The 24,448-nt window shown below is 62.6% G+C and carries 24 protein-coding genes; 11 read left to right on the plus strand and 13 right to left on the minus strand.

Annotated features, from left to right (window positions below; genetic code table 11):
- Positions 1-53: 53 nt before the first annotated feature.
- A complete protein-coding gene (locus G7016_RS08005; RefSeq protein ID WP_181112550.1) occupies positions 54-1,262 on the minus strand; it encodes an ammonium transporter in 1,209 nt (402 codons plus the stop codon).
- Positions 1,263-1,577: 315 nt separating this feature from the next.
- On the opposite strand from G7016_RS08005, the gene G7016_RS08010 reads away from it, so the two are divergent.
- From G7016_RS08010 to G7016_RS08030, 5 genes are all read left to right on the plus strand, one after another.
- Positions 1,578-1,892 (plus strand): DUF883 family protein, encoded by a 315-nt coding sequence (locus G7016_RS08010; protein ID WP_181112552.1) that lies wholly within the window; start codon positions 1,578-1,580, stop codon positions 1,890-1,892.
- 1 nt (position 1,893) lies between these two features.
- The gene (locus G7016_RS08015) at positions 1,894-2,298 is read left to right on the plus strand and encodes a phage holin family protein (RefSeq protein WP_181112554.1); all 405 of its coding nucleotides are present in this window, start codon (positions 1,894-1,896) and stop codon (positions 2,296-2,298) included.
- Positions 2,295-2,630 (plus strand): hypothetical protein, encoded by a 336-nt coding sequence (locus G7016_RS08020; RefSeq protein ID WP_181112556.1) that lies wholly within the window; start codon positions 2,295-2,297, stop codon positions 2,628-2,630. Before G7016_RS08015 ends, G7016_RS08020 begins: the two co-directional genes overlap by 4 nt.
- 72 nt (positions 2,631-2,702) lie before the next feature.
- Positions 2,703-4,034: a deoxyguanosinetriphosphate triphosphohydrolase gene (locus G7016_RS08025; protein ID WP_181112558.1), complete on the plus strand. Its 1,332-nt coding sequence runs from the start codon at positions 2,703-2,705 to the stop codon at positions 4,032-4,034.
- Positions 4,035-4,139: 105 nt separating this feature from the next.
- Entirely contained in the window at positions 4,140-4,763 is a 624-nt protein-coding gene (locus G7016_RS08030; RefSeq protein WP_181112560.1) for a response regulator transcription factor, read from the plus strand.
- Positions 4,764-4,822: 59 nt separating this feature from the next.
- Here G7016_RS08030 and G7016_RS08035 read toward each other — a convergent pair whose 3' ends face one another.
- Positions 4,823-5,167: a YggL family protein gene (locus tag G7016_RS08035; RefSeq protein WP_181112562.1), complete on the minus strand. Its 345-nt coding sequence runs from the start codon at positions 5,165-5,167 to the stop codon at positions 4,823-4,825.
- A 210-nt stretch (positions 5,168-5,377) separates the two neighbouring features.
- On the opposite strand from G7016_RS08035, the gene dacB reads away from it, so the two are divergent.
- Entirely contained in the window at positions 5,378-6,829 is a 1,452-nt protein-coding gene (gene dacB, locus G7016_RS08040) for a D-alanyl-D-alanine carboxypeptidase/D-alanyl-D-alanine endopeptidase (protein WP_181112564.1), read from the plus strand.
- A gap of 19 nt (positions 6,830-6,848) precedes the next feature.
- Here dacB and G7016_RS08045 read toward each other — a convergent pair whose 3' ends face one another.
- Together G7016_RS08045 and rlmKL are read right to left on the minus strand one after the other, a co-directional pair.
- Positions 6,849-9,233, minus strand: coding sequence for a diguanylate cyclase (locus tag G7016_RS08045; protein ID WP_181112566.1), 2,385 nt, complete (start codon positions 9,231-9,233; stop codon positions 6,849-6,851).
- Between the two features lie 123 nt (positions 9,234-9,356).
- Positions 9,357-11,561 (minus strand): bifunctional 23S rRNA (guanine(2069)-N(7))-methyltransferase RlmK/23S rRNA (guanine(2445)-N(2))-methyltransferase RlmL, encoded by a 2,205-nt coding sequence (rlmKL, locus tag G7016_RS08050; RefSeq protein WP_181112568.1) that lies wholly within the window; start codon positions 11,559-11,561, stop codon positions 9,357-9,359.
- A 519-nt stretch (positions 11,562-12,080) separates the two neighbouring features.
- Here rlmKL and rmf point away from each other — a divergent pair.
- Positions 12,081-12,296 carry a ribosome modulation factor gene (rmf, locus tag G7016_RS08055; RefSeq protein WP_181112570.1) on the plus strand — a complete coding sequence of 72 codons (216 nt, stop codon included), beginning with the start codon at positions 12,081-12,083 and terminating at the stop codon, positions 12,294-12,296.
- A gap of 101 nt (positions 12,297-12,397) precedes the next feature.
- On the opposite strand, the gene G7016_RS08060 is transcribed toward rmf, so the two are convergent.
- Positions 12,398-13,438, minus strand: coding sequence for a quinone-dependent dihydroorotate dehydrogenase (locus G7016_RS08060; protein WP_181112572.1), 1,041 nt, complete (start codon positions 13,436-13,438; stop codon positions 12,398-12,400).
- 204 nt (positions 13,439-13,642) lie between these two features.
- On the opposite strand from G7016_RS08060, the gene G7016_RS08065 reads away from it, so the two are divergent.
- From G7016_RS08065 to G7016_RS08080, 4 genes are all read left to right on the plus strand, one after another.
- Complete coding sequence (locus tag G7016_RS08065; RefSeq protein ID WP_181112574.1) at positions 13,643-14,827, plus strand: CmpA/NrtA family ABC transporter substrate-binding protein; 1,185 nt, start codon at positions 13,643-13,645, stop codon at positions 14,825-14,827.
- 3 nt (positions 14,828-14,830) lie between these two features.
- Entirely contained in the window at positions 14,831-15,406 is a 576-nt protein-coding gene (locus tag G7016_RS08070; protein ID WP_181112576.1) for an ANTAR domain-containing response regulator, read from the plus strand.
- Positions 15,407-15,600: 194 nt separating this feature from the next.
- The gene (locus G7016_RS08075; protein ID WP_181112578.1) at positions 15,601-16,812 is read left to right on the plus strand and encodes a nitrate/nitrite transporter; all 1,212 of its coding nucleotides are present in this window, start codon (positions 15,601-15,603) and stop codon (positions 16,810-16,812) included.
- The gene (locus tag G7016_RS08080) at positions 16,809-18,482 is read left to right on the plus strand and encodes a bifunctional protein-serine/threonine kinase/phosphatase (protein ID WP_258195109.1); all 1,674 of its coding nucleotides are present in this window, start codon (positions 16,809-16,811) and stop codon (positions 18,480-18,482) included. The genes G7016_RS08075 and G7016_RS08080 overlap by 4 nt, the downstream gene beginning before the upstream one ends.
- 89 nt (positions 18,483-18,571) lie before the next feature.
- Here G7016_RS08080 and G7016_RS08085 read toward each other — a convergent pair whose 3' ends face one another.
- The 8 genes from G7016_RS08085 to G7016_RS08120 form a co-directional block, all read right to left on the minus strand.
- On the minus strand, positions 18,572-19,630 hold the full coding sequence (locus G7016_RS08085) for an OmpA family protein (protein WP_181112580.1): 1,059 nt from the start codon (positions 19,628-19,630) through the stop codon (positions 18,572-18,574).
- A gap of 111 nt (positions 19,631-19,741) precedes the next feature.
- Entirely contained in the window at positions 19,742-20,308 is a 567-nt protein-coding gene (gene sigX, locus G7016_RS08090) for an RNA polymerase sigma factor SigX (RefSeq protein ID WP_181113089.1), read from the minus strand.
- A gap of 117 nt (positions 20,309-20,425) precedes the next feature.
- Positions 20,426-21,250 carry a mechanosensitive ion channel family protein gene (locus G7016_RS08095; RefSeq protein WP_181112582.1) on the minus strand — a complete coding sequence of 275 codons (825 nt, stop codon included), beginning with the start codon at positions 21,248-21,250 and terminating at the stop codon, positions 20,426-20,428.
- A gap of 2 nt (positions 21,251-21,252) precedes the next feature.
- Positions 21,253-21,498: a CrfX protein gene (locus tag G7016_RS08100; protein ID WP_181112584.1), complete on the minus strand. Its 246-nt coding sequence runs from the start codon at positions 21,496-21,498 to the stop codon at positions 21,253-21,255.
- A 68-nt stretch (positions 21,499-21,566) separates the two neighbouring features.
- The gene (locus G7016_RS08105; RefSeq protein ID WP_181112586.1) at positions 21,567-22,559 is read right to left on the minus strand and encodes a zinc transporter ZntB; all 993 of its coding nucleotides are present in this window, start codon (positions 22,557-22,559) and stop codon (positions 21,567-21,569) included.
- A gap of 24 nt (positions 22,560-22,583) precedes the next feature.
- Complete coding sequence (gene rraA / locus G7016_RS08110) at positions 22,584-23,072, minus strand: ribonuclease E activity regulator RraA (RefSeq protein ID WP_181112588.1); 489 nt, start codon at positions 23,070-23,072, stop codon at positions 22,584-22,586.
- A 33-nt stretch (positions 23,073-23,105) separates the two neighbouring features.
- The gene (locus G7016_RS08115; protein WP_181112590.1) at positions 23,106-23,405 is read right to left on the minus strand and encodes a Rieske (2Fe-2S) protein; all 300 of its coding nucleotides are present in this window, start codon (positions 23,403-23,405) and stop codon (positions 23,106-23,108) included.
- Positions 23,406-23,430: 25 nt separating this feature from the next.
- Positions 23,431-24,423, minus strand: a complete 993-nt coding sequence (locus G7016_RS08120; RefSeq protein ID WP_181112592.1) for an alpha/beta fold hydrolase — start codon at positions 24,421-24,423, stop codon at positions 23,431-23,433.
- Positions 24,424-24,448 lie beyond the last annotated feature (25 nt).

Here is a 24,448-nt window from a genome sequence, read left to right on the forward strand (position 1 = left end):
TTGGGCGCGGAGCTTGAAGTCTAGCCCCGCCCCGCCAACCCAGCCACGGCAGCTCAGTCCAGATTTACCGCGCCAATGCGATGCAGGGACAGGTCCGCCCCTTCGAATTCCTGCTCATGGGTAAGGCGAATGCCCACGGTGAATTTCAAAAAGCCATACACCGTAGCGCCACCCGCCAGCGCCAGGCTCACGCCCAGCGCGCTGCCGATCAGCTGGCTGGCCATGGATACGCCGCCAAGCCCGCCAAGCCAAGGTTGGGCGAACAGGCCACAGGCCAGGCCGCCCCATACGCCGCAAACGCCATGCAGCGGCCACACGCCGAGTACGTCGTCGATTTTCCACTTGCCTTGCGCGGCGATAAAACAGCTGACAAACAGCGCCCCTGCCACTGCACCCGTGACCAGCGCGCCAATGGGGTGCATCAGGTCGGAGCCGGCACACACCGCCACCAGCCCGGCGAGTGGGCCGTTGTGGAGGAAACCGGGGTCGTTGCGGCCGACCAGCAAGGCGGCGATCGTGCCGCCCACCATGGCCATCAGCGAGTTGACCGCTACCAGCCCGCTGGCCCCCTGCACCGTTTGTGCGCTCATTACGTTGAAACCGAACCAGCCGACGATGAGAATCCACGACCCCAGCGCCAGGAACGGAATATTGGACGGTGCCATGGCCACCAGGCGCCCATCACGATAGCGGCCGCGCCGCGCGCCGAGGAGAATGACGGCTGCCAGCGCGATCCAGCCGCCCATGGCATGGACCACTACCGAGCCTGCGAAATCGTGGAACGGGGCGCCGAAGCGCGCCTGCAGCCAGGCCTGCAAGCCCAGGTTGCCATTCCATACCAGCCCTTCGAAAAACGGATAAAGGAACGCTACGATCAATAGCGTGGCGCACAATTGCGGCACGAAACGGGCGCGCTCGGCGATGCCGCCGGAAATGATCGCGGGAATAGCGGCGGCGAAGGTCAGCAGAAAGAAAAATTTCACGAGCGCATAGCCATGGTCGGCCGCCAGCACCGCCGCCGGGGCAAAGAAATTCACTCCATACGCCACCCAGTAACCGATGAAGAAATACGCGAGGGCCGAGATGGCGAAATCGCTGAGGATTTTCGACAGGGCGTTCACCTGGTTTTTCTGGCGAACCGTGCCCACCTCCAGAAAAGCGAAGCCTGCATGCATGGCCAGGACCATCACGGCCCCACACAACAGGAACAGGGTGTTTGAACCGTGTACGAGCGTGTCCACGGCGCTTTGCAGATTTTCCATAGGTACGGCAGGCTCGAAAAAAGGGCGGTTGCTCGACAGGCTCCTTCAAGCCGTGCACTGCTCTGGTTCTCTGGCGCCCCGCTTGCACCAACGCTGCGCACGCTAACCTGGCAAGTGCAGGCCAATTATCGGACCTGCCTATAATTCATTCGCTTGCAACGCTTGCCGCCGCGCTTGCGCCAGGCGGATGTTGCACACGTACGACGCAGAAGTTACTTCCGCGCACCATCGGGCAGCAAAAAATGTACCATCGACCCGCTGAACCTTGATGACGAAACGGGACTCGAACTTCAAAGCCCACGTAAGGAGGACGCCATGACTCGCGATACCTTGAACACCGCACAAGACGTGCTGAGTACTGATTTCCAGACCCTGATCCGCGATACCGAAAAGCTGCTGGAGCACACGGCCAGCCTGGCTGGCGAACAAGCCGAGGAGCTTCGCGAGCAGATCAAGGAAAGCCTCGCCAAGGCCCGGGTTTCGCTCAAGCAGACCGAAGCGCAGCTTCGCGAGCAAGGTGCAGCCGCACTGGTGGCCGCCGAGGACTATGTCCAGGCCAATCCACTGCCCGCCATTGGCATCGCCGCCGGGGTTGGGTTTCTGGTAGGCCTGCTGGCTACAAGGCGCTGATATGAACCGGGACAGCGAATCCACTTCCCTGCCGCCACCGGTAGGCGAAACGTCCGGTTCCCACGGCCGCCGGCTCGGTGGCGCGTTGCTGGGCTGGCTGCACAGCCACGTTGAACTGCTGGGTATCGAACTGCAGGAGCAAAAGGCACGTACCTTGAGCCTCCTGCTGTTCGCCGGGCTGTCACTGGTGTTTGCATTGCTTGCCCTGGTCGCGCTCTCCGGGCTGATCCTTATCCTGTTGTGGGATAACTATCGCATCCCCGGGATGATCGGCCTGTGCGTGTTCTACCTGCTCGCAGGGCTGTTCTGCGCGCTGCGCCTCAAGGCTGCGATCTTTGACGAGTCGTCACCCTTCCATGCCACGCTCGAAGAGCTGGCCAATGATCGGGAGCGCCTGTTGCCATGAACCGACACAGTGTTCCGAACGGCGCCACTCGCCGGGAAATGCGCAAGGCGCTGATTCGCCTGCGCATGGAAATGCACCGCCAGGAGATCCGTCAGGAATCACGCCAGTTGGTCAATCCACTGTCGCGGTTCCGCAACATGGGCCAAGGGCTGAACAAAAACCTGGGCATCCGCCACGCGCCCCTATGGGGCGTAGGCCTGGTCAGCCTGCTGGGCTTTCTGTCCGGCAAGGGCGCGCGCAAGGGTGGCATCGGCGCGGCTGCCCGGCTGGCCAAGCTTGCAGTCAGCCTGGTGCCGCTGATCAAGCTGTTGCAAGGGGCCAGCAAACGTTGAGCGCGGCATCGGTGGTTGCCACCACAGCGCAATGGCGGGAAGCTACAGGCTGACCAACGACGGAGAAGCGCCTTGGATTGGCAAACACTGCTTACCCGCGAGCGGCTCGGTAAACCCGTGCATAGCGTGGAAGAGCTGGGCCGCAGCCCGTTTCACAAGGACCATGACCGGATCATTTTTTCCGGTGCCTTCCGCCGCCTGGGTCGCAAGACCCAGGTGCACCCTGTCTCCAGCAATGACCATATTCACACCCGGCTCACTCATTCCCTGGAAGTGAGTTGCGTAGGCCGCTCCCTCGGCATGCGGGTGGGTGAAACCCTGCGTGACGAGTTACCGGACTGGTGCGACGCTGCGGATCTGGGGATGGTTGTGCAGTCGGCGTGCCTGGCCCATGACATCGGCAACCCGCCGTTTGGCCACTCGGGCGAAGACGCCATTCGCTACTGGTTCCAGCAGGCGGCCGGGCGCGGCTGGCTCGACAGCATGAGCGACGGCGAACGCCTGGACTTTCTCAATTTCGAAGGCAACGCCCAAGGCCTGCGCGTGCTCACCCAGCTTGAGTACCACCAGTTCGAAGGTGGTATGCGCCTTACCTACGCCACGCTGGGCACCTATCTCAAATACCCGTGGGCCGCGCGGCATGCCGACTCGCTGGGGTACAAGAAGCACAAGTTCGGCTGCTACCAGAGCGAATTGCCGATCCTTGAGCAGATTGCCGGGCGCCTGGGGTTACCGCTGCTTGAACCCCAGCGCTGGGCACGGCATCCGCTGGTGTACCTGATGGAGGCTGCGGACGACATCTGTTATGCCTTGATCGACCTTGAAGACGGGCTGGAAATGGGCCTGCTCACCTATGCCGAAGTGGAAGCGTTATTGCTTGGCCTGGTGGGTGACGACCTGCCGGAAACCTACCGCCAGCTTGGCCCCCGTGACTCGCAGCGGCGCAAGCTCGCGATACTTCGCGGCAAGGCTATCGAGCACCTCACGAATGCAGCTGCCCGGGCATTCGTGGAACAGCAGCCTGCATTGCTCGCTGGCACCCTGAGCGGTGACCTGGTGGAACACATGGACGGTCCTGCCAAGGGCTGTGTGCTGGGCGCCAAGGACATTGCTCGGGAAAAGATCTTCCAGGACAAGCGCAAGACGCTGCATGAAATCGGCGCCTATACCACACTGGAGGTGCTGTTGAACGCTTTCTGCGGAGCGGCCCTCGAGCAGCACGGCGGGCGCCGGCTGTCATTCAAGAACCGGAGGATTCTGGACCTGATGGGCAGTAACGCGCCGGAACCCTCCTGGCCGCTGCATGCTGCGTTCCTGCGCATGATCGACTTCATTGCCGGCATGACGGACAGCTATGCAAGCGAAATGGCCAGTGAGATGACCGGGCGAGCGATACCCGTCTGAGCTGCGCGCCCGGCTTGGGGAAAACTCCGATAAAGCCGGGCAGGCCCACTGGCTGCGCCCCAACTGAGCTAAGGTCGCGCACCTGATTGCAACAAGGATGCGGTAATGGGCTCGGTACTTATCATCGAAGATCACCCGGTCATTCGGCTGGCGGTGCGGATGGTGCTGGAAAACGAAGGCTATACGGTTGTAGGCGAGGCGGACAACGGCGTGGATGGCATGCGCATGGTCCGCGAATACCAACCGGACCTCACCATCCTGGACATCAGCCTGCCCAGGCTCGACGGGCTGGAGGTGCTTGGCCGTTTTCAGGCCATGGGCATGCCCTCCCGAGTGTTGGTACTCACCGCGCAATCGGCGCAACTGTTCGCCATACGCTGCATGCAACTGGGCGCCGCGGGTTACGTGTGCAAAGTGGAAGAGCTCACCGAATTGCTCAGCGCCGTGCGAGCGGTGTTCGCAGGCTATAACTATTTCCCCAGCCAGGCACTGGACTGCATTGACGATCCTCGACGCAACGCGGAACTGCAGATGTTCCAGCACGTGAACGATCGAGAACTGATGGTGTTGCAATTGTTCGCGCAGGGGCGGACCAACCGGGAAATTGCCGATGGCATGTTCCTAAGTAATAAAACGGTAAGTACGTACAAGAAGCGCTTGATGAACAAGCTGAAGGCGGGATCGCTGGTGGAGTTGCTGGACATCGCCAAGCGTAATGCAGTGGTGTAAGCCCTGCTTCACACAGGCCTGCAGGGTCCCGAGCCATTGCGGCTCGGGAACAGGCACTATCAGGCTGCGGGGTTGACCGGCTTTTCCGGGTACCACACGTCCAGCAGCGGGCTGACTTCAACGTTGGTCAGTTCGCTACGGCCCTTGAGCCAGGCTTCCACGGCGGCGCGCTGTTCTTCGCTGACCGAACCGCGCTTGGCCAGGCATACCAGGCCGAAGTCATCGCCGCCAACATAGTCGACACCGTTGGCCTTCATCGCGTCCTTCAGGAACGCTTCGAGGAAGGCGTCGATCTCGGCTTCGCTCAGGCTTTCCTTGAACTCCAGGTTCAGTTCGAAGCCCAGTTCCTGGAATTCGTCCACGCACAGTTTTTTGCGCAGGCGGCGGGAGCGGTTTGTAGCCATCGGGTAAATCCTCATGAGTTTCAAGCGCGGCACTTTACCATTTCAGCGTGACAATTACTGTTCACCGTCACCCCATCGGTAGATTTTTCCCACAGGCGGTTCCGGGCGGCACTCAGCTGGCTGGCGCTTCAGGCATAATGCGCATCGTTGGCGGGAGCCTTCACCTTTTCATGCTCCTTACTTTTCGCCGCCTTGCAGAGCTCTATCTTCATGATCAAAACCTTGCGCCCGTTGTTCGTCGCCGGCTTGCTGCTTTCAATTGCCGCCCCGCTTCAGGCCGCCCCGGCCAGCCTTACGCCCAAAGTGGAACAAGCGCTCAAAGCAAGCAAACTGAACGATAACGCCCTTTCCCTTGCACTGGTGCCCCTCAGCGGCCCGGGCTCAACCACGCTGTTCAATGCCGACGTTTCGGTCAACCCCGCGTCCACCATGAAGCTGGTCACCACCTTCGCCGCGCTGGAGCTGCTGGGCCCTACGTTCCAGTGGAAAACCGAGTTCTATACCGACGGTACGCTCAGTAACGGCGTGCTCCACGGCAACCTCTATGTGAAAGGCGGAGGTGACCCGAAGCTGAACATGGAAAAGCTATGGCTGCTGATGCGTGACCTGCGGGCCAATGGCGTGCAGCAGGTCACCGGTGATCTGGTGCTGGACCGCAGCTTCTTCAAACAGCCGCAGCTGCCTGTGTTCAACGACGACGGCAACGACGAAAACGCACCTTTCCTGGTGCGCCCGGACGCGCTGATGATCAACCTCAAGGCGTTGCGATTCGTGGCACGCAACGATTCAGGGAAGGTCAGCGTAGCGGTGGAGCCGCCTATCGGCACGATTCACCTGGATAACCAGGTGAAGCCGATTGCGGGCAGCAAGTGTACGGGCGAAGTCCGCTACAACCCGGTGCCGCAGCCTGACGGCATCAGCGTGGTGGTCAGCGGCCAGCTTGCACAGGGCTGCAGCTCCCAGACCTACCTCTCGCTGCTGGATCACTTCGCGTATTCGGCCGGGGCTATCCGTGCGATCTGGTCCGAGCTGGGCGGCAGCATCAGCGGTGCCGACCGCGACGGCGTGGTACCGAACAACGCGCGGTTGCTGGCCCGGGCGTTTTCGCCCGACCTGGCCGAGGTCATCCGCGACATCAACAAGTACAGCAACAACACCATGGCCCAGCAGCTGTTCCTGACCATCGGCGCGCAATTCCGTACCGATGCGGACCTCGATGATGCCAAGGCCGCGCAGCGCATGATTCGCCAATGGCTGGCCAAGAAGGGCATCACCGCGCCGCATCTGGTAATGGAAAACGGCAGCGGCTTGTCCCGTGACGAGCGTGTGAGCGCCCGGGAGATGGCTACCTTGCTGCAAGCGGCCTGGCGCAGCCCCTATTCGGCTGAGTTCATGAGCTCGATGCCGCTGGTGGGCATGGACGGCACCATGCGCAAGCGCCTCAAGCGCACCTCGATGGCGGGGGAAGGCCACATCAAGACCGGCACCCTTAATACCGTGCGGGCCATCGCCGGCTTCAGCCGGGACGTGAACGGCAACACCTGGGCGGTGGTGGCCATCCTCAACGATCCCAAACCATGGGGCGCGCGATCGGTACTCGACCAGGTACTGCTGGACCTTTACAACCAGCCGCGCACCGCGAGCACCGCTGCCCTCCCCTGACCGCTCCGCTGCAGCAGCCTCAGCCTTCCACTACCTGGTCTCGCCCACGTTGCTTGGCCAGGTACACCGCGGCATCGGCGCGGGCCATCAGTGCCTCGCCAGTTTCGTTTGGCTGCCAGCCTGCCACGCCGAAGCTGGCGGTCACATGGCCCACGTCTTCCAAGGCGCTGGTACGCAAGGCCTGCCATAGCTCGGTAGCTAACAGCCGGGCCTGGGTGGCATCACTGCCAGGGCAGAGCACTACAAATTCTTCGCCGCCCAGGCGGCAGAACACATCATGCCGCCGCAGCCGTTGGCCGAACGCCTTGCAGAGAGCCTGTAGCACCCGGTCTCCGGCAAGGTGGCCGTACCGGTCATTGATCCGCTTGAAATGGTCGATGTCGAACATCACCACCGCAAGGCTCGAATGGGCGCGGCGGGCCCGCTCCAGCTCGGCCCCCAGCCGCTGCTGGAAGTAGCGCCGGTTGTAGATCCCGGTCAACGAGTCGGTTACCGACAGCGTGCGCAGTTCATGCTCTACGCGCTTGAGGTCGCTGATGTCCGACAGGTAGCCGTGCCACAGGATACTGCCGTCGGGCAACGGCTCGGGGGTGGCCTCGCCCCGCACCCAACGCTCTCCCCGCTCCGGCAGGCATACGCGGTATTCGGCCTGCCAGCGAGTCAGCTGTTGCGCGGAGGCCTCGATCGAAGCCCGAACGCCCGCCAGGTCGTCGGGGTGAATCCGCTCGAATACGTAAGAACCGTCTCGAGCCAGGGTCTGCAGGTCGATCTCGTAGATCTCCCACAATCCACGGCTGGCGTAATCGAACGAAGACGAGCCATCAGGCCGCAGGCGGAACTGGTAGATACCACCCGGCACTTCCGCGCTCAGCCGCTCCAGCTGGCGATCTCGCGCCGCCAACGCATCCAGGGTGCGCAGGCTTTCGGTGATATCGATGCACACCGCGAGGTAGCCGATAGGCTCGGCAGCTTCATCGCGCACTGCGGTGACCAGCATGTTCACAGTGAGCCGCGAACCGTCCCGGCGCACGAGGGTCCAGTGGTGCGCCTCAGGCGCATGCTGCGCTTCGCCGTCGCCGAGCATGGCCTGCACGGTGGATACCGGTCGGCCCAGGCGTTCTTGAAGCTGGGCTGCCCGCGCTTTCAATTCGGCATGCACATGCAGGTCGCCCAGCCGCAGCCGACCGATCACCTGCGCCTGGCTGTAGCCCAGCATGCGCTCGGCTCCAGCGTTGAAGGTGGTGATCATGCCCACGAGGTCGGTGGCGATGATCGCCACTTCGGTCGCAGCATCCAGCACATTGCGCAGCTGGCCATGGGTGTGGCGCAAACGCTGCTCACTCAGGCTTAGCTCGGCGGTGCGCTGGCGCACCAACTGCAGGGCGCGCTGGCGCTGGGTCACCAGGCTGTAGAGCAACCCGCAAAACAACAATGTGAGCAGTGTGCCCAGGACCGCAATCACTACACCAACCAGCGAACGATTTCCGGCTACAAATAGCCGGCTGGGCTTGAGCTCGATCCGGTAGCTGCGGTCCGCCAGGTGCAGCAGCCGGCTGATGGCTACGGATTCGTCTCCGGCTATGCCCTGCGAGGTGTACAGCACCTCATGCTGGTCAGGGCTGGAAAGGTCAAGGATGCGCACGAAGAGGTTGTCTTCCCCGGGCGCCGGCAACCCATCACCCAACAGCTCATGCAGGCTGATGATGGCGCTCACATACCCCCGCAAGCGGCTGTCCCCTTCCCCCATGGAGGGCAGCGGCAGCTGGTACACCGGCGCGACAATGAGCACCCCACGGTTATAGGGCGGGTCGATGGCAATCAGGTCCAGTGGCGGGGACACCGCAAGGCCGCGGGCGGCCGAGGCTTTTTCGAGCGTGGTCCGGCGCACAGCGTCGGAGGCCAGGTCCAGCCCGTAAGGGGTCGCCCCGGCGCCGACGAAGGCGCTGTAGGCGATGGGAAAGTAGACCGTTGCCGGCGGCGATATCACCAGCTCCGCATTCCCGCTCACGGCGCGGATAGGGAAGCCCGCCCGGGCTTCGAACTCGCTGCGCTGCACGTCGCTCACCCGAGGCATCCAGGAAAAGGCCCGGGTACGCGCCAGTAGCGGTGTGGAGAACCCTTCAAAAGCCGCTTCCGTGGGCTGGTCCGACCAGGTGATGAACCGGCGCAGGCTGTCCAGGCGCTGCGCCTGGTCCAGCAAGCGCTCCTCGATGCGCGCGGTACGTTCGCTGGCCAGCAGTTCGAAGCGTTGGCGCACCTGCTGGCGGGCGAACAGATCTGCAGTGATCGCCAGCGCTGCTGTCATTCCAAGGCCGAACGCGAGCCCGAGGAGCGTCACGCGCCAGGCAGATGCACTTTCGTCGATGAAGCCGAGGATCTTGGGCCGGTGGGTGCGGGGGAACATAACCATTTTACTCTGAAAGCCGGTGGGCCCGATCAAAAGGCCCGAGAGACTTATAGCCACTGGCCACTATTTTGCCTAGTAGCCAGTGCGAGCCGCTGTCGCTATCAGATAGAAGGTGGGCGGTTAGCGGGCCTGGATGCGCCACGCGCGGTGGATACGCTCATTGCGAGCGAAGTCGGGATCGATGGTGTCACGGCTGATTTCCTCCACGTTGTAACGCGCTGCCACGCTTTCATCCAACACAAAGCGGCGGAAGTTGTTGGAGAAGTACAGCACGCCGCCCTTGGCCAGCCGCGCCATCGCAAGGTCCAGCAGCCGCACGTGATCACGCTGCACGTCGAACACCCCTTCCATTCGTTTGGAATTGGAGAACGTCGGCGGGTCGATGAAGATCAGCTCGTACTCCTCGCGGCTTTCCTCCAACCAGGCCATCACATCGCTTTGTACCAGCTGATGCCGCTCGGAAAACCCGTTCAGCGCCAGGTTCCGGCGTGCCCAGTCCAGGTAGGTACGGGAGAGGTCCACACTGGTGGTAGCCCGTGCGCCACCTTTGGCCGCATGTACGGTAGCCGCGCCGGTGTAGCAGAACAGATTCAGGAACCGCTTGCCGCTGACTTCCCGTTGAATGCGCAAGCGCATCGGCCGATGGTCGAGGAACAGCCCCGTATCCAGGTAGTCCGTGAGGTTCACCAGCAGCCGGGCACCGGCCTCGGTGACTTCCATGAACGTGCCTTGCGTAGCCTGCCGTTCATATTGGCGGGTACCGCTCTGGCGTTCACGGCGTTTGAGCACCACTTTCTGCGGGTCGACATCCAGCGCGACAGGAATCGCCGCCAAGGCATCGAACAGGCGGGTCTGGGCCTTTTGAGGGTCGATGGACTTGGGCGCGGCATATTCCTGCACATGCACCCAGCCTTGGTAGAGGTCGATGGCGAAGGCGTACTCCGGCATGTCCGCGTCATACACCCGGTAGCATTCCACCTGCTCGCGGCGCGCCCACTTGCCCAGCTGCTTGAGGTTTTTCTGCAGGCGATTGGCAAACATCTGCGCGCCTTCGCTGAGGCGGGCCGGGGCGGCCACTGGCGCAGCAGCAGGCACTGGCGCCGTTTCGGCTTCGCTGGCCGGGCCCGTGGCCGCGCGGCGCTCACCGGTCACGAATTGCTGGGGGAGGACGTCGAGCAACAAAAGCTTGCACGGCAGCGCGCCGTTCCAGAAGGCATATTGCTTATGGCTGCGAATACCCATGCGCTTGCCCAGGTCCGGCGCGGCGGTAAAGATTGCCGCCTGCCAGTTGAGGCACGCCTGCCGCAAGCGCTCGCCCAGGTGCTGATACAGGTACACCAGGCTGGCCTCGTCGCCCAGGCGCTCGCCATAGGGAGGGTTGCACACCACCAGGCCTTTCTGGTTCTGGTCTGGCCGGGGTTCGAACGTTGCCAGTTCGCCCTGGTAGATTTTCACCCACTCGCTCAGCCCGGCGCGCTCGATGTTGTTTCGGGCCGGCTGAATCAGCCGCGGGTCGGCTTCGTAGCCACGTATCCACGCCGGCTTGCGCGCCAAGCCTTCACGCGCGCGATCACTCGCCTCGTCATGCACCTTGCGCCATACGGCAGGGACGTGGCCCAGCCAACCACTGAAGCCCCAGCGCTCACGGCGCAGGTTGGGTGCAAGGTCAGCGGCCATCATCGCGGCTTCCACCAGGAAGGTGCCCACACCGCACATCGGGTCTGCCAATGCCCCGCCTTCAGCGGCGATGCGCGGCCAGCCCGCACGTACCAGAATGGCGGCGGCCAGGTTTTCCTTGAGTGGCGCCGCGCCCTGCTGCAGGCGATAGCCCCGCTGATGCAGGCTATGCCCGGAAAGGTCCAGCGACAGAATGGCTTCGCCACGATCAAGGCGCAGGTGAATGCGCAGGTCCGGGTTGAGTTTGTCGATACCCGGCCGTTGGCCGTCCGGCCCGCGCAGGCTGTCAACGATTGCATCCTTGACCTTGAGCGCACCGAAATGGGTGTTGTCGATCCCCGAGCCATGCCCGCTGAATTCAACGGCGAGCGTGCCTGCAGGGTCCAGGTGCTCGGCCCACTCTACCTCACGCACGCCGTGGTACAGATCATCGGCATTGCTCATGGAGAACCGCTTGAGCACCAGCAGCACCCGGTTCGCCAGGCGGGACCAGAGGCACAGCCGGTAGGCGGTTTCCATTGTGGCCTGGCCGCGTACGGCCGCCGTGTGTTCCCGCACTTCGGCCAGCCCCAGTTCGGCAGCTTCAGTGGCAAGCAGGCCTTCCAGGCCTTTGGGGCAGGTAAGGTACAACTCAAAAACATCGGACATTCGATAACGCCTGTGTATTAGGCCGGGGAACGCATCCCTCGGCTGGTTGATCGAGCGCTGTTTCAGCCAGCGCCGCTTTGGCACACCCCGTGCCTCCCGCCTCGAACGCCCCTTGCGTAAAAAAGGATTAGACGTTCAGGCAGTTCGAAAACTCCTTCAGGCACACTGTCAGGCGACCTCTCGTCGCCCGCATTGCACTAGATGAAACATTTATTTCGAAGCTCTGACCGATCACAACACCCAGGCTGAATCGGTTTAAATCAGGGCCTTACGTCTCTAATCATGATTGTCACCCAGCGTGCGCTTATGGCTGGATGCGCTAAACATGAACATCTTATTACAAATCGTTCATTCCCTCGGCCGCCAAGGTTGTTTAGAACTGACCCCAGGCCACGCTGCAACGGTGTGGCCTTCCATGGCCTGCCACGCCGGCAGCAGGCCCTTATCACCGGCAGTCGATTACTGCCCGGCCCAGCAGTGGCCGACGGGACATAAGTCAACAAACGAGGGCTACACCCTATGAGAAGACTCAAGCGTGATCCGTTGGAACGAGCATTTCTTCGCGGCTATCAGCACGGCATCAGTGGCAAATCCCGGGAATTGTGTCCCTTCACCCTACCATCGGTTCGCCAGTCATGGATCAACGGCTGGAGAGAAGGGCGCGGCGACAACTGGGATGGCATGACCGGTACGGCCGGCCTACATAGGCTCAACGAACTTCACGCGGTCGGCTGACACCCGACAGGCTTTCTCCTCCATGCCGCCTGATCGGGCGGCGGCACGGGCTACTCAGGTAGCCCGGCCATTCAACGGGGGCGCCGTAGCGGCCCCCCGCTTCAGACCGCCGGGCGCATCATGCCGGGCAATGCGGCAATGGCATCCACAGACTCGCGAATCAATGCCGGGCCACGATAAATGAAGCCTGAGTACACCTGCACCAGGCTCGCGCCGGCTTCGATCTTCTCTGCAGCATGCGCCCCTTCGGTAATGCCCCCCGCGGCGATGATCGGGATAGCCCCCTTGAGCTCCCCCGCCAGCACTCGAACCGTGTGAGTACTCTTTTCCCGCACCGGAGCGCCCGAAAGCCCTCCCGCTTCGTCGCCATGGGGGAGGCCTTGCACCCCTTCACGCGACAGCGTGGTATTGGTCGCGATCACCGCATCCATGCCGGTCGCGAGTAGCGCGGCGGCCACCTGGGCGGTTTCTTCGTCGGTCATGTCCGGGGCAATCTTGATGGCCAGCGGAACCCGGCGGCCGCTGGCCAGGGCAAGGGCTTCACGGCGTGTGGCCAGTGCTTCGAGCAGTGCCTTGAGCGAATCGCCGAATTGCAGGCTGCGCAGCCCCGGGGTGTTCGGCGAGCTGACGTTCACCGTCACGTAGCTGGCGTGCTCGTGTACCTTGTCCAGGCACAAAAGGTAGTCGTCCTGGGCACGCTCCACGGGCGTGTCGAAATTCTTCCCGATGTTGATCCCCAGCACGCCTTCGTAACGGGCGGCTTTCACCCGCGCGATCAGGTTATCCACACCAAGGTTGTTGAACCCCATGCGGTTGATGATGGCGGTGGCCTCGGGCAGGCGGAACAACCGGGGTTTCGGGTTGCCTGGCTGTGGGCGCGGGGTGACCGTGCCGATTTCAACGAAACCGAAGCCCAGTTGTGCGAAGCCGTCGATGGCCGCGCCGTTCTTGTCCAGGCCCGCCGCGAGGCCGACCGGGTTGGGGAAGTGCAACCCCATTACCGTGGTGGGCAAGCGCGCAGGCGGCTTGGCCAGCAACCGGTTGAGCCCCAGCCGCCCGCCGGCGCCGATAAGGTCCAGGGAAAGGTCGTGGGAGGTTTCCGCGGACAGTTTGAACAGGATCTGGCGGGCCAGGTCGTACATGGTCGGCTTGCTCGGCATGGGTCGAAAAACAGCCGGCAGTATATAGGCCTTGGCCGGTTTTGTCGGCACTGGCATAGCGATTGCTGCGTTCCCTGCGCATGGAGCCATGGAGGCTCCCCACACGGTATCAACGACAACGGCGTCGCGGCTGGCTTTCATCCTGGAAGGCGGCCCGGCGCCGTTGTGCTTGCAGAAGGCTGATTCATGACCGCGAACACGATAGACCCACGTACGGCCTGGGTGGCTGGCAGCGACGGCCCGGAAAAATCCAGTATCGAGCTGGGCTACATGGCCCTCACCGATTGCGCTTCGGTGGTGGTGGCGGCGACCCAGGGTTTCGCCCAACCCTATGGGCTGAGCATCAACCTGCGGCGCCAGCATTCCTGGGCTGGCCTGCAAGACAAGCTGGCCAGCGGCGAGCTGGACGTCGCGCACGCCCTTTATGGGCTGGTGTATGCCGTGCAACTGGGCATCAGCGGTGGCGCCCAGCGGGACATGGCGGTATTGATGGGCCTGAACCGCAACGGGCAGAGCCTCAGCCTTTCCGCCTCGCTGGCTGGCGAGGGGGTGAACAGCGCACGGCGCGTTGCCGAGCACATTCAGCATGGAGGGCGCCGGCTCACCTTTGCCCAGACGTTCCCTACCGGCACCCATGCCATGTGGCTCAATTACTGGCTGGCCAGCCAAGGCATCGACCCTCTGAGCCAAGTGGACAGCGTGGTGGTACCGCCACCGCTGATGCTTGACCACCTGCGAGCCGGGCGGATCGACGGCTTCTGCGTGGGCGAGCCTTGGGCTGCTGAAGCAGTGGACCAGCACCTGGCGGCAACCCTGAGCACCAGCCAGGCCATCTGGCCGGACCATCCGGAAAAAGTACTGGCCTGCACCCGCGATTTTGTCGCCACCTACCCCAATACCGCACGCATGCTGATCATGGCGGTGCTTGAAGCCAGCCGATTCGTCGAGCAGAACCTGGAGGCCACGGCGCACCTGCTCAGTGCTCGGGAGTATCTGGATGCCCCGCCCGGGCGCATTTTGCCCCGCCTGGAAGGGCGCTACGAAGATGGCCTTGGCCATGCGTGGCTCGATGCGCACCCGGTGCGCTTTTTCGACGGAGGGCAGGTCAACCTGCCTTATCTGTCCGACGGGATGTGGTTCATGACGCAGTTCCGTCGCTGGGGGTTGCTGCGTGAAGCGCCGGACTATAACGCCGTGGCCGAAGGCGTTCAGCAACTGGCCATGTATCGCGAAGCTGCGCTTGCAGCAGGTATCGCGGCGGATCCGGCCGATTGCCGCAGCAGCCTGTTCGCCGACGGTAGCCGATGGGACGGCAGCGACCCCGAGGGGTATGCCAAGGCATTCATCATCAGCCATGTGGCTCAGGAGTGATCCATGCTTCGAATCCTCTTGATCGACGACACCGAGAAGAAGCTGGGACGGCTGCGCAACGCGCTCAGCGGCGCGGGTTTCGAGGTAATGGAAGCCAGCGGCCTGACTATCGACCTGCCCGGGGAAGTGGAGCGCCTGCGCCCCGACGTGATCCTGATCGACACCGACTCTCCGGGCCGCGATGTGATGGAGCAGGTGATTCTGGTAAACCGTGATCGCCCAAGCCCCATTGTGTTGTTCACCGATGAACACGACCCCCACGTGATGCGCCAGGCCATTCGCGCGGGCGTGAGCGCCTATATCGTGGAAGGCATCCACGCCGAACGCTTGCAGCCAATCCTGGATGTGGCGATAGCCCGGTTCGAAACCGACCAGGCGCTTCGCGCGCAGCTCAGCGCCAGGGATCAGCAGCTCGCCGAACGTAAGCGAATCGAGTTGGCCAAGGGCCTGTTGATGAAGCTCAAGGCCTGTGACGAGGCGGCGGCGTATACGTTGATGCGTCGCCAGGCCATGAGCCGCCAACAGAAGCTGATTCAGGTCGCCGAGCAAATCATCGCCATGAACGAGATGCTCGGCTGAAAGCTGGCCCGGGAATTGCTCGAGCCATAAGCGTATCACCCACATTCAGCTCGGGCAGCCAATGGCGGTTGCCGGGCGAACGACAAAGACGTCGCTCCCTCCCTGTTATCGCAGGTCGGGAAGCGGCGTCTTTTGCGTTTCAGACCCCCGAAGCCGGGGCATCGATCAAGCCCCCTTGCCCGTTGAGGTATTCAATGAATACGAGTTTCTGGAAAGCCGGCCATGCGCCTACCTTGTTTGCAGCGTTCCTGTATTTCGACCTGAGCTTCATGGTCTGGTACCTCCTCGGCCCGCTGGCGGTGCAGATCGCCACAGACCTTCAGCTGACCACTCAGCAGCGCGGCCTGCTGGTGGCCACGCCTATCCTCGCGGGCGCCATCCTGCGCGTGATCATGGGCTGGGCGGCAGATCGCTTGTCCCCCAAAACCGCTGGCATCATTGGCCAATGCATTGTTATCGCCTCCCTGGCGCTGGCCTGGCAGCTGGGTATCCATAGCTTTACCCAAGCGCTGCTGCTGGGCATCGGGCTGGGCGTGGCAGGGGCATCCTTTGCCGTGTCGCTGCCTCTGGCATCCCAGTGGTACCCGGCTGAACATCAGGGCAAGGCCATGGGCATCGCCGGCGCGGGCAACTCGGGCACCGTGTTTGCCGCACTGTTTGCACCTGCGCTGGCCGCGGCGTTCGGCTGGACCAACGTATTCGGCTTTGCATTGATTCCGCTGGTACTCACTTTGGTCGTGTTCGCTACGGTGGCGCGCAATGCGCCAAACCGTCCCAAGCCCAAGACGCTGGCCGACTACAGCAAGGCCCTGGGCGACAAGGACAGTTGGTGGTTCATGTTCTTCTACGCCATCACCTTCGGTGGCTTCATTGGCCTGGCGAGCGCCCTGCCCGGTTATTTCAACGACCAGTACGGGCTAAGCCCTGTCACCGCGGGTTATTACACCGCCGCCTGCGTGTTCGGCGGTAGCCTGCTGCGGCCCTTGGGCGGCGCGCTGGCGGATCGCTTCGGGGGCATTCGCACCCTCTTGGCGATGTATACCGTGGCCGCGCTGTGCATGGCCGCGGTGGGCTTCAACCTGCCCAGCTCCGTGGCGGCGCTGGCCCTGTTCGTTGTCACCATGCTGGGCCTGGGTGCGGGCAACGGTGCGGTGTTCCAACTGGTGCCGCAGCGTTTCCGTCAGGAAATCGGTGTAATGACCGGCCTGATCGGCATGGCGGGCGGGGTGGGTGGCTTCCTGCTCGCCGCAGGCCTGGGTGCGATCAAGCAACACACCGGCAGCTATCAGCTGGCGCTTTGGACCTTCGCGGTGCTGGCTGTGGTGGCCTGGTTCGGGCTGCATAGCGTGAAGCGTCGCTGGCGCACCACCTGGGGCGCGGCGGCTGTGACGGCGGCCCGCGTTTGACCACCACGCTGCGCCTGGAATGCGCCCAGGCCACGGCTACCGGCCCACGCTCCGAGAACCAGGACGCGCTGCGCATGGTCACCCCCTCCCCCGCCTTGGCGGCGAGCAAGGGTTACCTGTTCGGCCTTGCCGACGGCGTAAGCCAGTGCGTGGACGGCGGCCTGGCCGCGCGGGCGACCCTGCAGGCGCTGGCGCTCGACTACTACGCCACACCGGAAACCTGGCCAGTGAGCCGCGCGCTGGACACGTTGCTAGGCGCACAAAACCGCTGGTTGCAAGCCAATGGTGGGGGCCAACCGCTGCTCACCACCCTCACGGCACTGGTGGTGCGCGGCAACCGCTTCACCCTCGCCCATGTGGGCGATTGCCGCGCCTACCGCTGGGGGCCGGAGGGGTTGCGCCGGTTAAGCCAGGACCACGTTTGGGACCAGCCGGGCATGCAGCGTGTGCTCAAGCGCGCGCTGGGCCTGGACCAGCACTTGTTGGTGGATTACCTCGAAGATGATGTGCACGCCGGTGAGGCGTTTCTGCTGCTCAGCGATGGCGTATGGGGCGCCCTGCAGGAGCGGGAAATCAGTACCGTACTGCGTGAGGCGCAAACCGTGCAGGCGGCAGCGGACACTCTCGTGAGCATGGCGCACGCCGCCGGCAGCCAGGACAACGCCAGTGCACTGCTGGTACGCGTGCTGTCGCCGGGCAGCGTGAACCTGGCGGACAATCTGGCCCGGCTGCGCCAGTGGCCGCTTCCACCCATGCTCAAGGCCGGGCAGCTGTTCGAGGGGTGGCGGGTGCAGGGGGTTCATGCGCACAGCCGGCAGTCGCTGGTTTACCGCGTGCTGAATGCCGAGGGCGAGCCCTGGCTGTTGAAAACCTTGCCTACGCAGTGTGCCCATGATGATCAGGAGCAACAGCGCTTGTTACTTGAGGAGTGGTTCTTGCGCCGTGTGGCAGCCCGCGCCTTCCCTGAAGTACACAGCGGCACCGGGCGCCAGCACCTGTATTACGCCATGCGCCAATACCCCGGTACCACCTTGGCCGAGCGCTTGAGTCAAGGCCCGCTGGCACTTGATGCCTGGCATCATCTGGCGGACAAGCTGCTCAAAGCGCTGGGGCTGCTGCATCGGCGCAACATGATCCATCGCGACCTCAAGCCGGAAAACCTGCTGTTCAGCGGGGATGGCGAGCTAAAGGTGCTTGATTTCGGCCTGGCCTATTGCCCCGGCCTATCGGCGGTGAATACGGAACAGGTGGCGGGGACGCCCAGCTATATCGCTCCGGAAGCGTTCCAGGGCCAAGCCCCTGCTACCGCGCAAGACCTGTTCGCCGCCGGCGTGGTGCTTTACCAGGCACTTACCGGGCATTATCCCTATGGCGAAGTCGAGGCCTTCCAACGCCCGCGCTTCGGCCAGCCGACTGCGCCCAGCCGCTACCGGCCAGAAATCCCCGAATGGCTGGATGCGCTGGTCATAAAAAGCGTACAGGCCAACCCCGCCCAACGCTTCGAAACCGCAGAGCAATGGTTGCTGGAGCTGCAGCGTGGAGAATCGAAAGGCTTCGCGGCGGTGCGCCGGCCGTTGCTGGAGCGTGAGCCGCTGAAGGTCTGGCGCACGGTAGCGCTGCTATCGCTGGCAGCGAACCTGATCGTGGCGCTGGTGTGGCTGCACGGGTGATGAGAGACCGTTTCGCAGGCTTGCCGGGTTTTTTCGGACAATAAAAAAGCCCGGGCAATTGCCCGGGCTTTTTTGACGCTCAGCGCAAATTACTTGGCTTGAGCTTCTACTTCGGCTTCTACGCGACGGTTGATCGCGCGGCCAGCGTCGGTGGCGTTGTCGGCAACTGGGCGGGTTTCGCCGTAGCCAACAGAGTTCACGCGAGCGCCTTCAACACCGTACTGGTTGACCAGAACGTTACGAACAGCGGCGGCGCGCTTCTCGGACAGCTTCTGGTTGTAAGCGTCGGTACCAACGGAGTCGGTGTGACCTTCAACGGTGGTGGTGGTAGCCGGGTATTGCTTCATGAAGTCGGCCAGGTTCTTGATGTCGGCATAGCTGTTAGGCTTGACGACCGACTTGTTGAAGTCGAACTTCACGTCCAGCTCAACACGTACGGTTTCGGCAACGGCTGGGCAGCCATCAGCGTCAACGGTGGTGTTTGCAGGGGTGTTCGGGCACTTGTCGACGTTGTCGCACACGCCGTCGTTGTCCGAGTCGGAGCACACTTCAGCAACTGGAGCAGGGGCCGCGGCCACTTCTTCCTGCTGCTTGGCGCCGCCACCGAAGTTCACGCCAACACCAACGCTCGGAGCCCACTCGGTCTCGCCACGGTCGATGTTGTACATGGCTTCAACGCCAGCACGTGCGTACACGTTTTCGGTGAAGTAGTACTTGGCGCCGCCACCAGCGTTGAAGAAGGTGGAGTGGTCACGGCCGCTGTGGCCATGAGCTTCGACGTTGCTGATGCTCTGCTGCGAGAAGCCAGCGGAGACGTACGGACGCAGGCCAACACCTGGGGTACCGAAGTGGTATACGGCGTCCAGAGCAGCGTTGCCGCCGTGGATTTTCTGGTTGCCGGTGCCGTTGTTCGAGCGAATGTTGTGGATGCCGTCGTAGCCCAGACGCAGCTCAACGTCGTCGGTCAGGAAGTAACCGATCGAGCCACCGTAGAGGTTGGCATCGTCCAGATCACGCGAACTGTCGGTGTAGTACTTCTTGGTGAACAGCTCACCCTCGACTGCGCCTTGGCCTTGTGCCAATACGCCGAAAGAGGTTGCGGCAACAAGAGAGCCAATGGCCAGGCCCAAGGTGTTTTTCAGTTTCATCCGTTAAATCCCCATCTGGTGATTGTTAAGCGATCCCACCAGGACTGCGTGGGACAACTCGGCGGCAAGTCTAGCAGAACTTGCACGCCAGTTAGAGAGAATCGCGTTCCGTTAAGTTTCCATAACGTTGGCGAATTTCTCGCGCAGCTTGTCGAGCGCGCGTTTGTAGCGCATTTTGGTCGCGCTCAGACCCATGTGCATGATGTCCGCGATCTCCTGAAATTCAAGTTCCGCGACAAACCGCAGCACAAGGATTTCCCGGTCTATCGGGTTCACATACACAAGCCAGCGGTCAAGACCGCCGCGCTCCTCGGGCTTCGGCGCCTTTTCCTCCGAAGCCTCCTCGACCGGATCAAGACTCAAGGCGTCCATAAGGCGACGCTTGCGTCTTTCTTTCCGATACTGCGTGATGCATTCGTTGTAAGTGATGCTGTATAGCCATGTCTTGAACTTCGATTTACCCTCGAAGTTCTTCAAGCCGTACAGCACCTTCAACATCACTTCCTGACAGACATCATCAGCGTCCCGATCGTTCCCCAGGTAACGCGCGCATACATTGAAGAGGGTGCGCTGATAGCGGCGCATCAGCTCTTCGTAAGCGCGAGTCACATGAAAAAGCTCTTCATGCGAACGTGCCACCAGTTCCTCATCGGACAGCGCGCGTGGGTCGTATCGCAAGGAAGGCGTTGGCACTTTAGTCAAAACGGTTCGGGCCGCAGGTCAGGTCAGGTCCACCCGCCACCCCGTGGGGGCCGGTGATTTTTCGCGGCGGGCATACTAGCAGAATATGCACGCTCAGCGGCTACTGACCTTCTCCGCAAGCAGGATCCGGTTCGACACCGACACCCATTCACCTTCCTCGGTCACCACCGTGGTTTTCACGGTGCCGATTTCCTCGATATGGCCCTCGAGCTCTCCAATACGCACCTGCTGGCCAACCTGATAAAGCTCGCGCACGTAAATCCCGGCAAGGATCTGGCTGGCGATATCGCGACTGCCCAGGCCCATTGCCAGCGCAACCGCCAGACCAACGGTAATGAGCGCGATCACGATCACATGGTTGAGCAGGTCGGTCTTGATCTCCAGCTGGCTGATGGCCACGGAGATACTGATCACGATCACCAGCCACTGCGCCACGCGGCCCAGGCCACCGGCGTACTCGATACCCACGCCTTCGGCCGCGCCGCGCACGATGCCATTGACCAGTTGCGCCAGCAACACACCCACCAGCAGCACCAGCACCGCCCCAAATACCTTGGGCAGATAGAGCGCCAGCACATCCAGGGTGGCCGAAACGCGTTGCAAGCCAAGAGACTCGGCTGCGGAAACGAAGAAGATAAGCAGCACGAACCAGTAAACGATTTTACCTACCAACGTGGAGATCGGCACCCTGATACCGGCGCGCCCCATCAGTTTGGTAAGGCCGGTACCGGCCATCAGGCGGTCGAGCCCTACCTTGGCGAGCACTCGCGATAACAGAGCGTCCAGCAGCTTGGCGACCACAAACCCAAGCAGCACCACCACAAGGGCGCCGAACAGGTTGGGAATGAAGCTGGCGACTTTGGTCCACAGGGCGGTCATCGCAGTGACCAGGCTTTGGGTCCAGAGGTCGAGTTCCATGTTCAATCAGCCTTATCCGCGCGCTGCGCGGTACGGGTACGACGGTTCACCGGGGCCACATGCGGCGCCCCTTTGCTTACAGCGATCATGCCGGCCTGGAAGCAACGGCCGATGAGGCCAAACAGGTCCTGCGCGCCTACCTGGCGGTTCGCGGTTTTCAACACGCGGTCCAGGCAGGCGTCATCATCGCGCCCCTGGGGGCTGGCGTTGAGCATGTCGCGCAAGGACTGTTCGAACGGGTCGTGCATGATCACCTCACGAATTTGACTCAAAGACGCAGGCCCTTGCAGCCGGGTCACATTCCACGGCAAAACCTTCACACCCAGCGAAGCCGCCGATAGAGCAACCACTGCCCCACTGCCACCGCGAGGGTGACACCACAGGTAATGAAGAAACCTTCAGGGTTGTCCGCGCCCGGCAAACCACCCACGTTCATGCCCAGCAATCCGGTAATGAATGTGATTGGCAGAAAGATCCCGGTCACCACGCCAAAACGGTACATGGTCCGGTTCATCCGCTCGCTGAGCTGCCGCTGCTCGGCCTCGAGCAGCAGGGCCACCCGTTCGCGGTTCAACTCCAGCTCTTCAAGGTAGCGGATCAAGCTGTTGTTCAGCTCGTTCCAGTAGTCACTGTCCTGGCCTGCGAACCACCCAGGGCAGTTGCGGGCCAGCAGTGCGAACAGGTCGCGCTGAGGCGCCAGGAAGCGCCGCAAACCGGCAGCCCTGCGGCGCAGGTGCAAAAGGCTGGAATGCTCGGGGGCGTAGCCGTCTTCGGCGTCCACGCGCTCTTCTTCGGCATCCAGCGTTTCGGTAAGTTGGTCGACTACCGCCTGGATGCGCTCAGTGAGCCGCTCGGCAAGATAAAGCACCAGATCCGCGGCATTGCGCGGCCCGTCACCGGCCGCAAGCCGGGCAACCAGGTCTTCGGTGGCGCGCAACGAACGCAGTCGCAGGGAAATCACCCGGCGTTCCTCGGCGAAGATCCGCACCGACACCATGTCTTCAGGCTGGGCGCCCGGGTTGAGGTTGATGCCTCTGAGGAACAGCAAAAATTGCGAGTTGGGCAGTGGCACCAGCCGCGGCCGAGTGTTCTCCTCCAGCAGGAGGTCACAGCTGAAATCGTTCAACCCGCTACGCTCGCGTAACCAGGCCTGGGTCTGGGAATGGCCACGATCCCAGTGCAGCCACAGGCTTTCGTGCTCGCCCAGGCTCAGGCCTGGGAGTTCATCGCGGGTAATCGTACGTGCACCGCCCTGCCCGTTCAGCACCAGGGCGTGCACCAGCCCACCCGAATTGTCGTGTTCAACCATCAGCGACTGCAAATCCTCTGCTTTTTATTCAGGCATGCTCAGGGGAACCGGCGAAACGATCACACCGTTGTTGTCGGCGTACAGGTAATCGCCGGGCTTGAGTGTGACCCCCGCGAAGGTCACCGGCACATTGAGGTCGCCGATCCCGCGCTTGTCGGTCTTCATGGGATGGGTAGCCAGCGCCTGCACGCCAAGGTCGGTCTGCGCGATCATGTCCACGTCACGGATGCAACCGTAGATGAGCACACCTTCCCAACCATTGTGTGCAGCCTTCTCTGCCAGCAGGTCGCCCAGCAAGGCACGGCGCAGCGAACCGCCGCCATCGACGACCAGCACCTTGCCCTTGCCGTCGGTTTCCACCTGCGCTTTCACCAGCGAGTTGTCTTCGTGGCACTTGATGGTCACGATCTCTCCGCCAAAGGAGTCGCGGCCACCAAAATTGCTGAACATCGGTTCAAGCACTTGCACGTGTTCGGGGTAGGCGTCACACAGATCAGGCGTCAGGTAGTGCATGGTGAACTCCTTTTTCGCGAGTGAGCAGGCCTGCTAGATGTCCAGGCCGAGACGATCGCCATCATAGGCCACCGGCCAGCGGATAAGCGAGCCACAGTGGCCTTGCCGCGGCCGGCCGCTGTGCACATCAAACTCGATCCCGTGGCGCCGGCAGCGCAGCACCCCATTGGCCAGGGTACCGTCATGCAAGGGCGCGCCCTGATGAGGGCAGCGATTTTCGAACAGCAAGTGCTGCCCCTGGTCCACGATGAGCAACAACTGGCGGCCGGCCACGGCGAATGCCCGCTTGTAACCGTCATCAAGGTTGACCAGACGCTCCAAGGCTACAAACACAAGGTTCACCTCATCAGGAAGTGGTTCAGAGCTTAGCCTCTGCTTCTGTTCCAACGCTAGCCTGAGGCAGCCTGCGCGCGGGCGCGGCCAACCAGCGCTGAACCAATGGCCATACCTCAGCCTGGGCGGCCTTGCTTACCAGCATGTCCACGTGGCCGAAATCCTCACTGAAGCCCTGATCGCGGCCCAACAGCAGGAACTGGCCCTGCGCGCCGAAACGCTCGAACAGCTGCTCGCAGGCCCAAGGTGGGTCTTGCCGGTCTCCGGCACCTGCCACCGCCAGCACCGGCAGGTGCACGTCCGCCAACCCGTCACGCCAATCCGCTGCCTTGCGCCCCATCCGTCGCCGTAGCCCGTGCCAACGCAACAGCTCCAGCGCCACACCGGCCGGTTCGTCTTCCGGGCCACGTTTGAAGCGAGGGCCGGACACATGGTCCATACCGCGCATGATCAACCGCCCGAGCCAATTGAAGGGTGCCACCCGAAGCGGCCATGGCGCACGGCTCACCTGGCTGCCGAACAGCGCCACGCCAGCGAGCTCATCGGCGGCAAGGGTTTGCTCACCCAGCGCCATTGCCAGGGTGATCCCCCCAAGGGAGTGGCCGAGCCAACAGGGCCGCTGCCCGCTCAATTCGGTCACGAAGGCGTTGATCACGGGCAGGTCGTAGCGGGCGTAATCGGCCACACCGTTGTGCCGATAGGCCTGGTTGCGCGGCGACAGGCCGTGCCCGCGCATCTCGGGAATCCACACGTCGTAACCCGCCCGCGCCAGGGTCGCGCCAAGCCCGATGCCTTTGGGGGAATACCAGAAGCGGCGATTGGAAAAACTGCCATGAAGCAGTATCACCGGTGCACCGCGCTCTGCGGCAGCATCGGCCAGGCCCAGCCGCGTAACGGCCAGCTCCACGGAAGGGTCAGGGCTGTTGGCGGCCTTGATCCGGTAGACGTCTTCACTGAGGTCGCCGCATCGCTCCGCACGGAGCAAGGCGACTGGAAATAAATGGCTGCTGCTTTGCATGGTTCAGAGGCTTTCGAAGGAGAAA

Origin of the sequence: Pseudomonas japonica (assembly GCF_013522925.1) — a bacterium.
Lineage (GTDB): Bacteria > Pseudomonadota > Gammaproteobacteria > Pseudomonadales > Pseudomonadaceae > Aquipseudomonas > Aquipseudomonas japonica_A.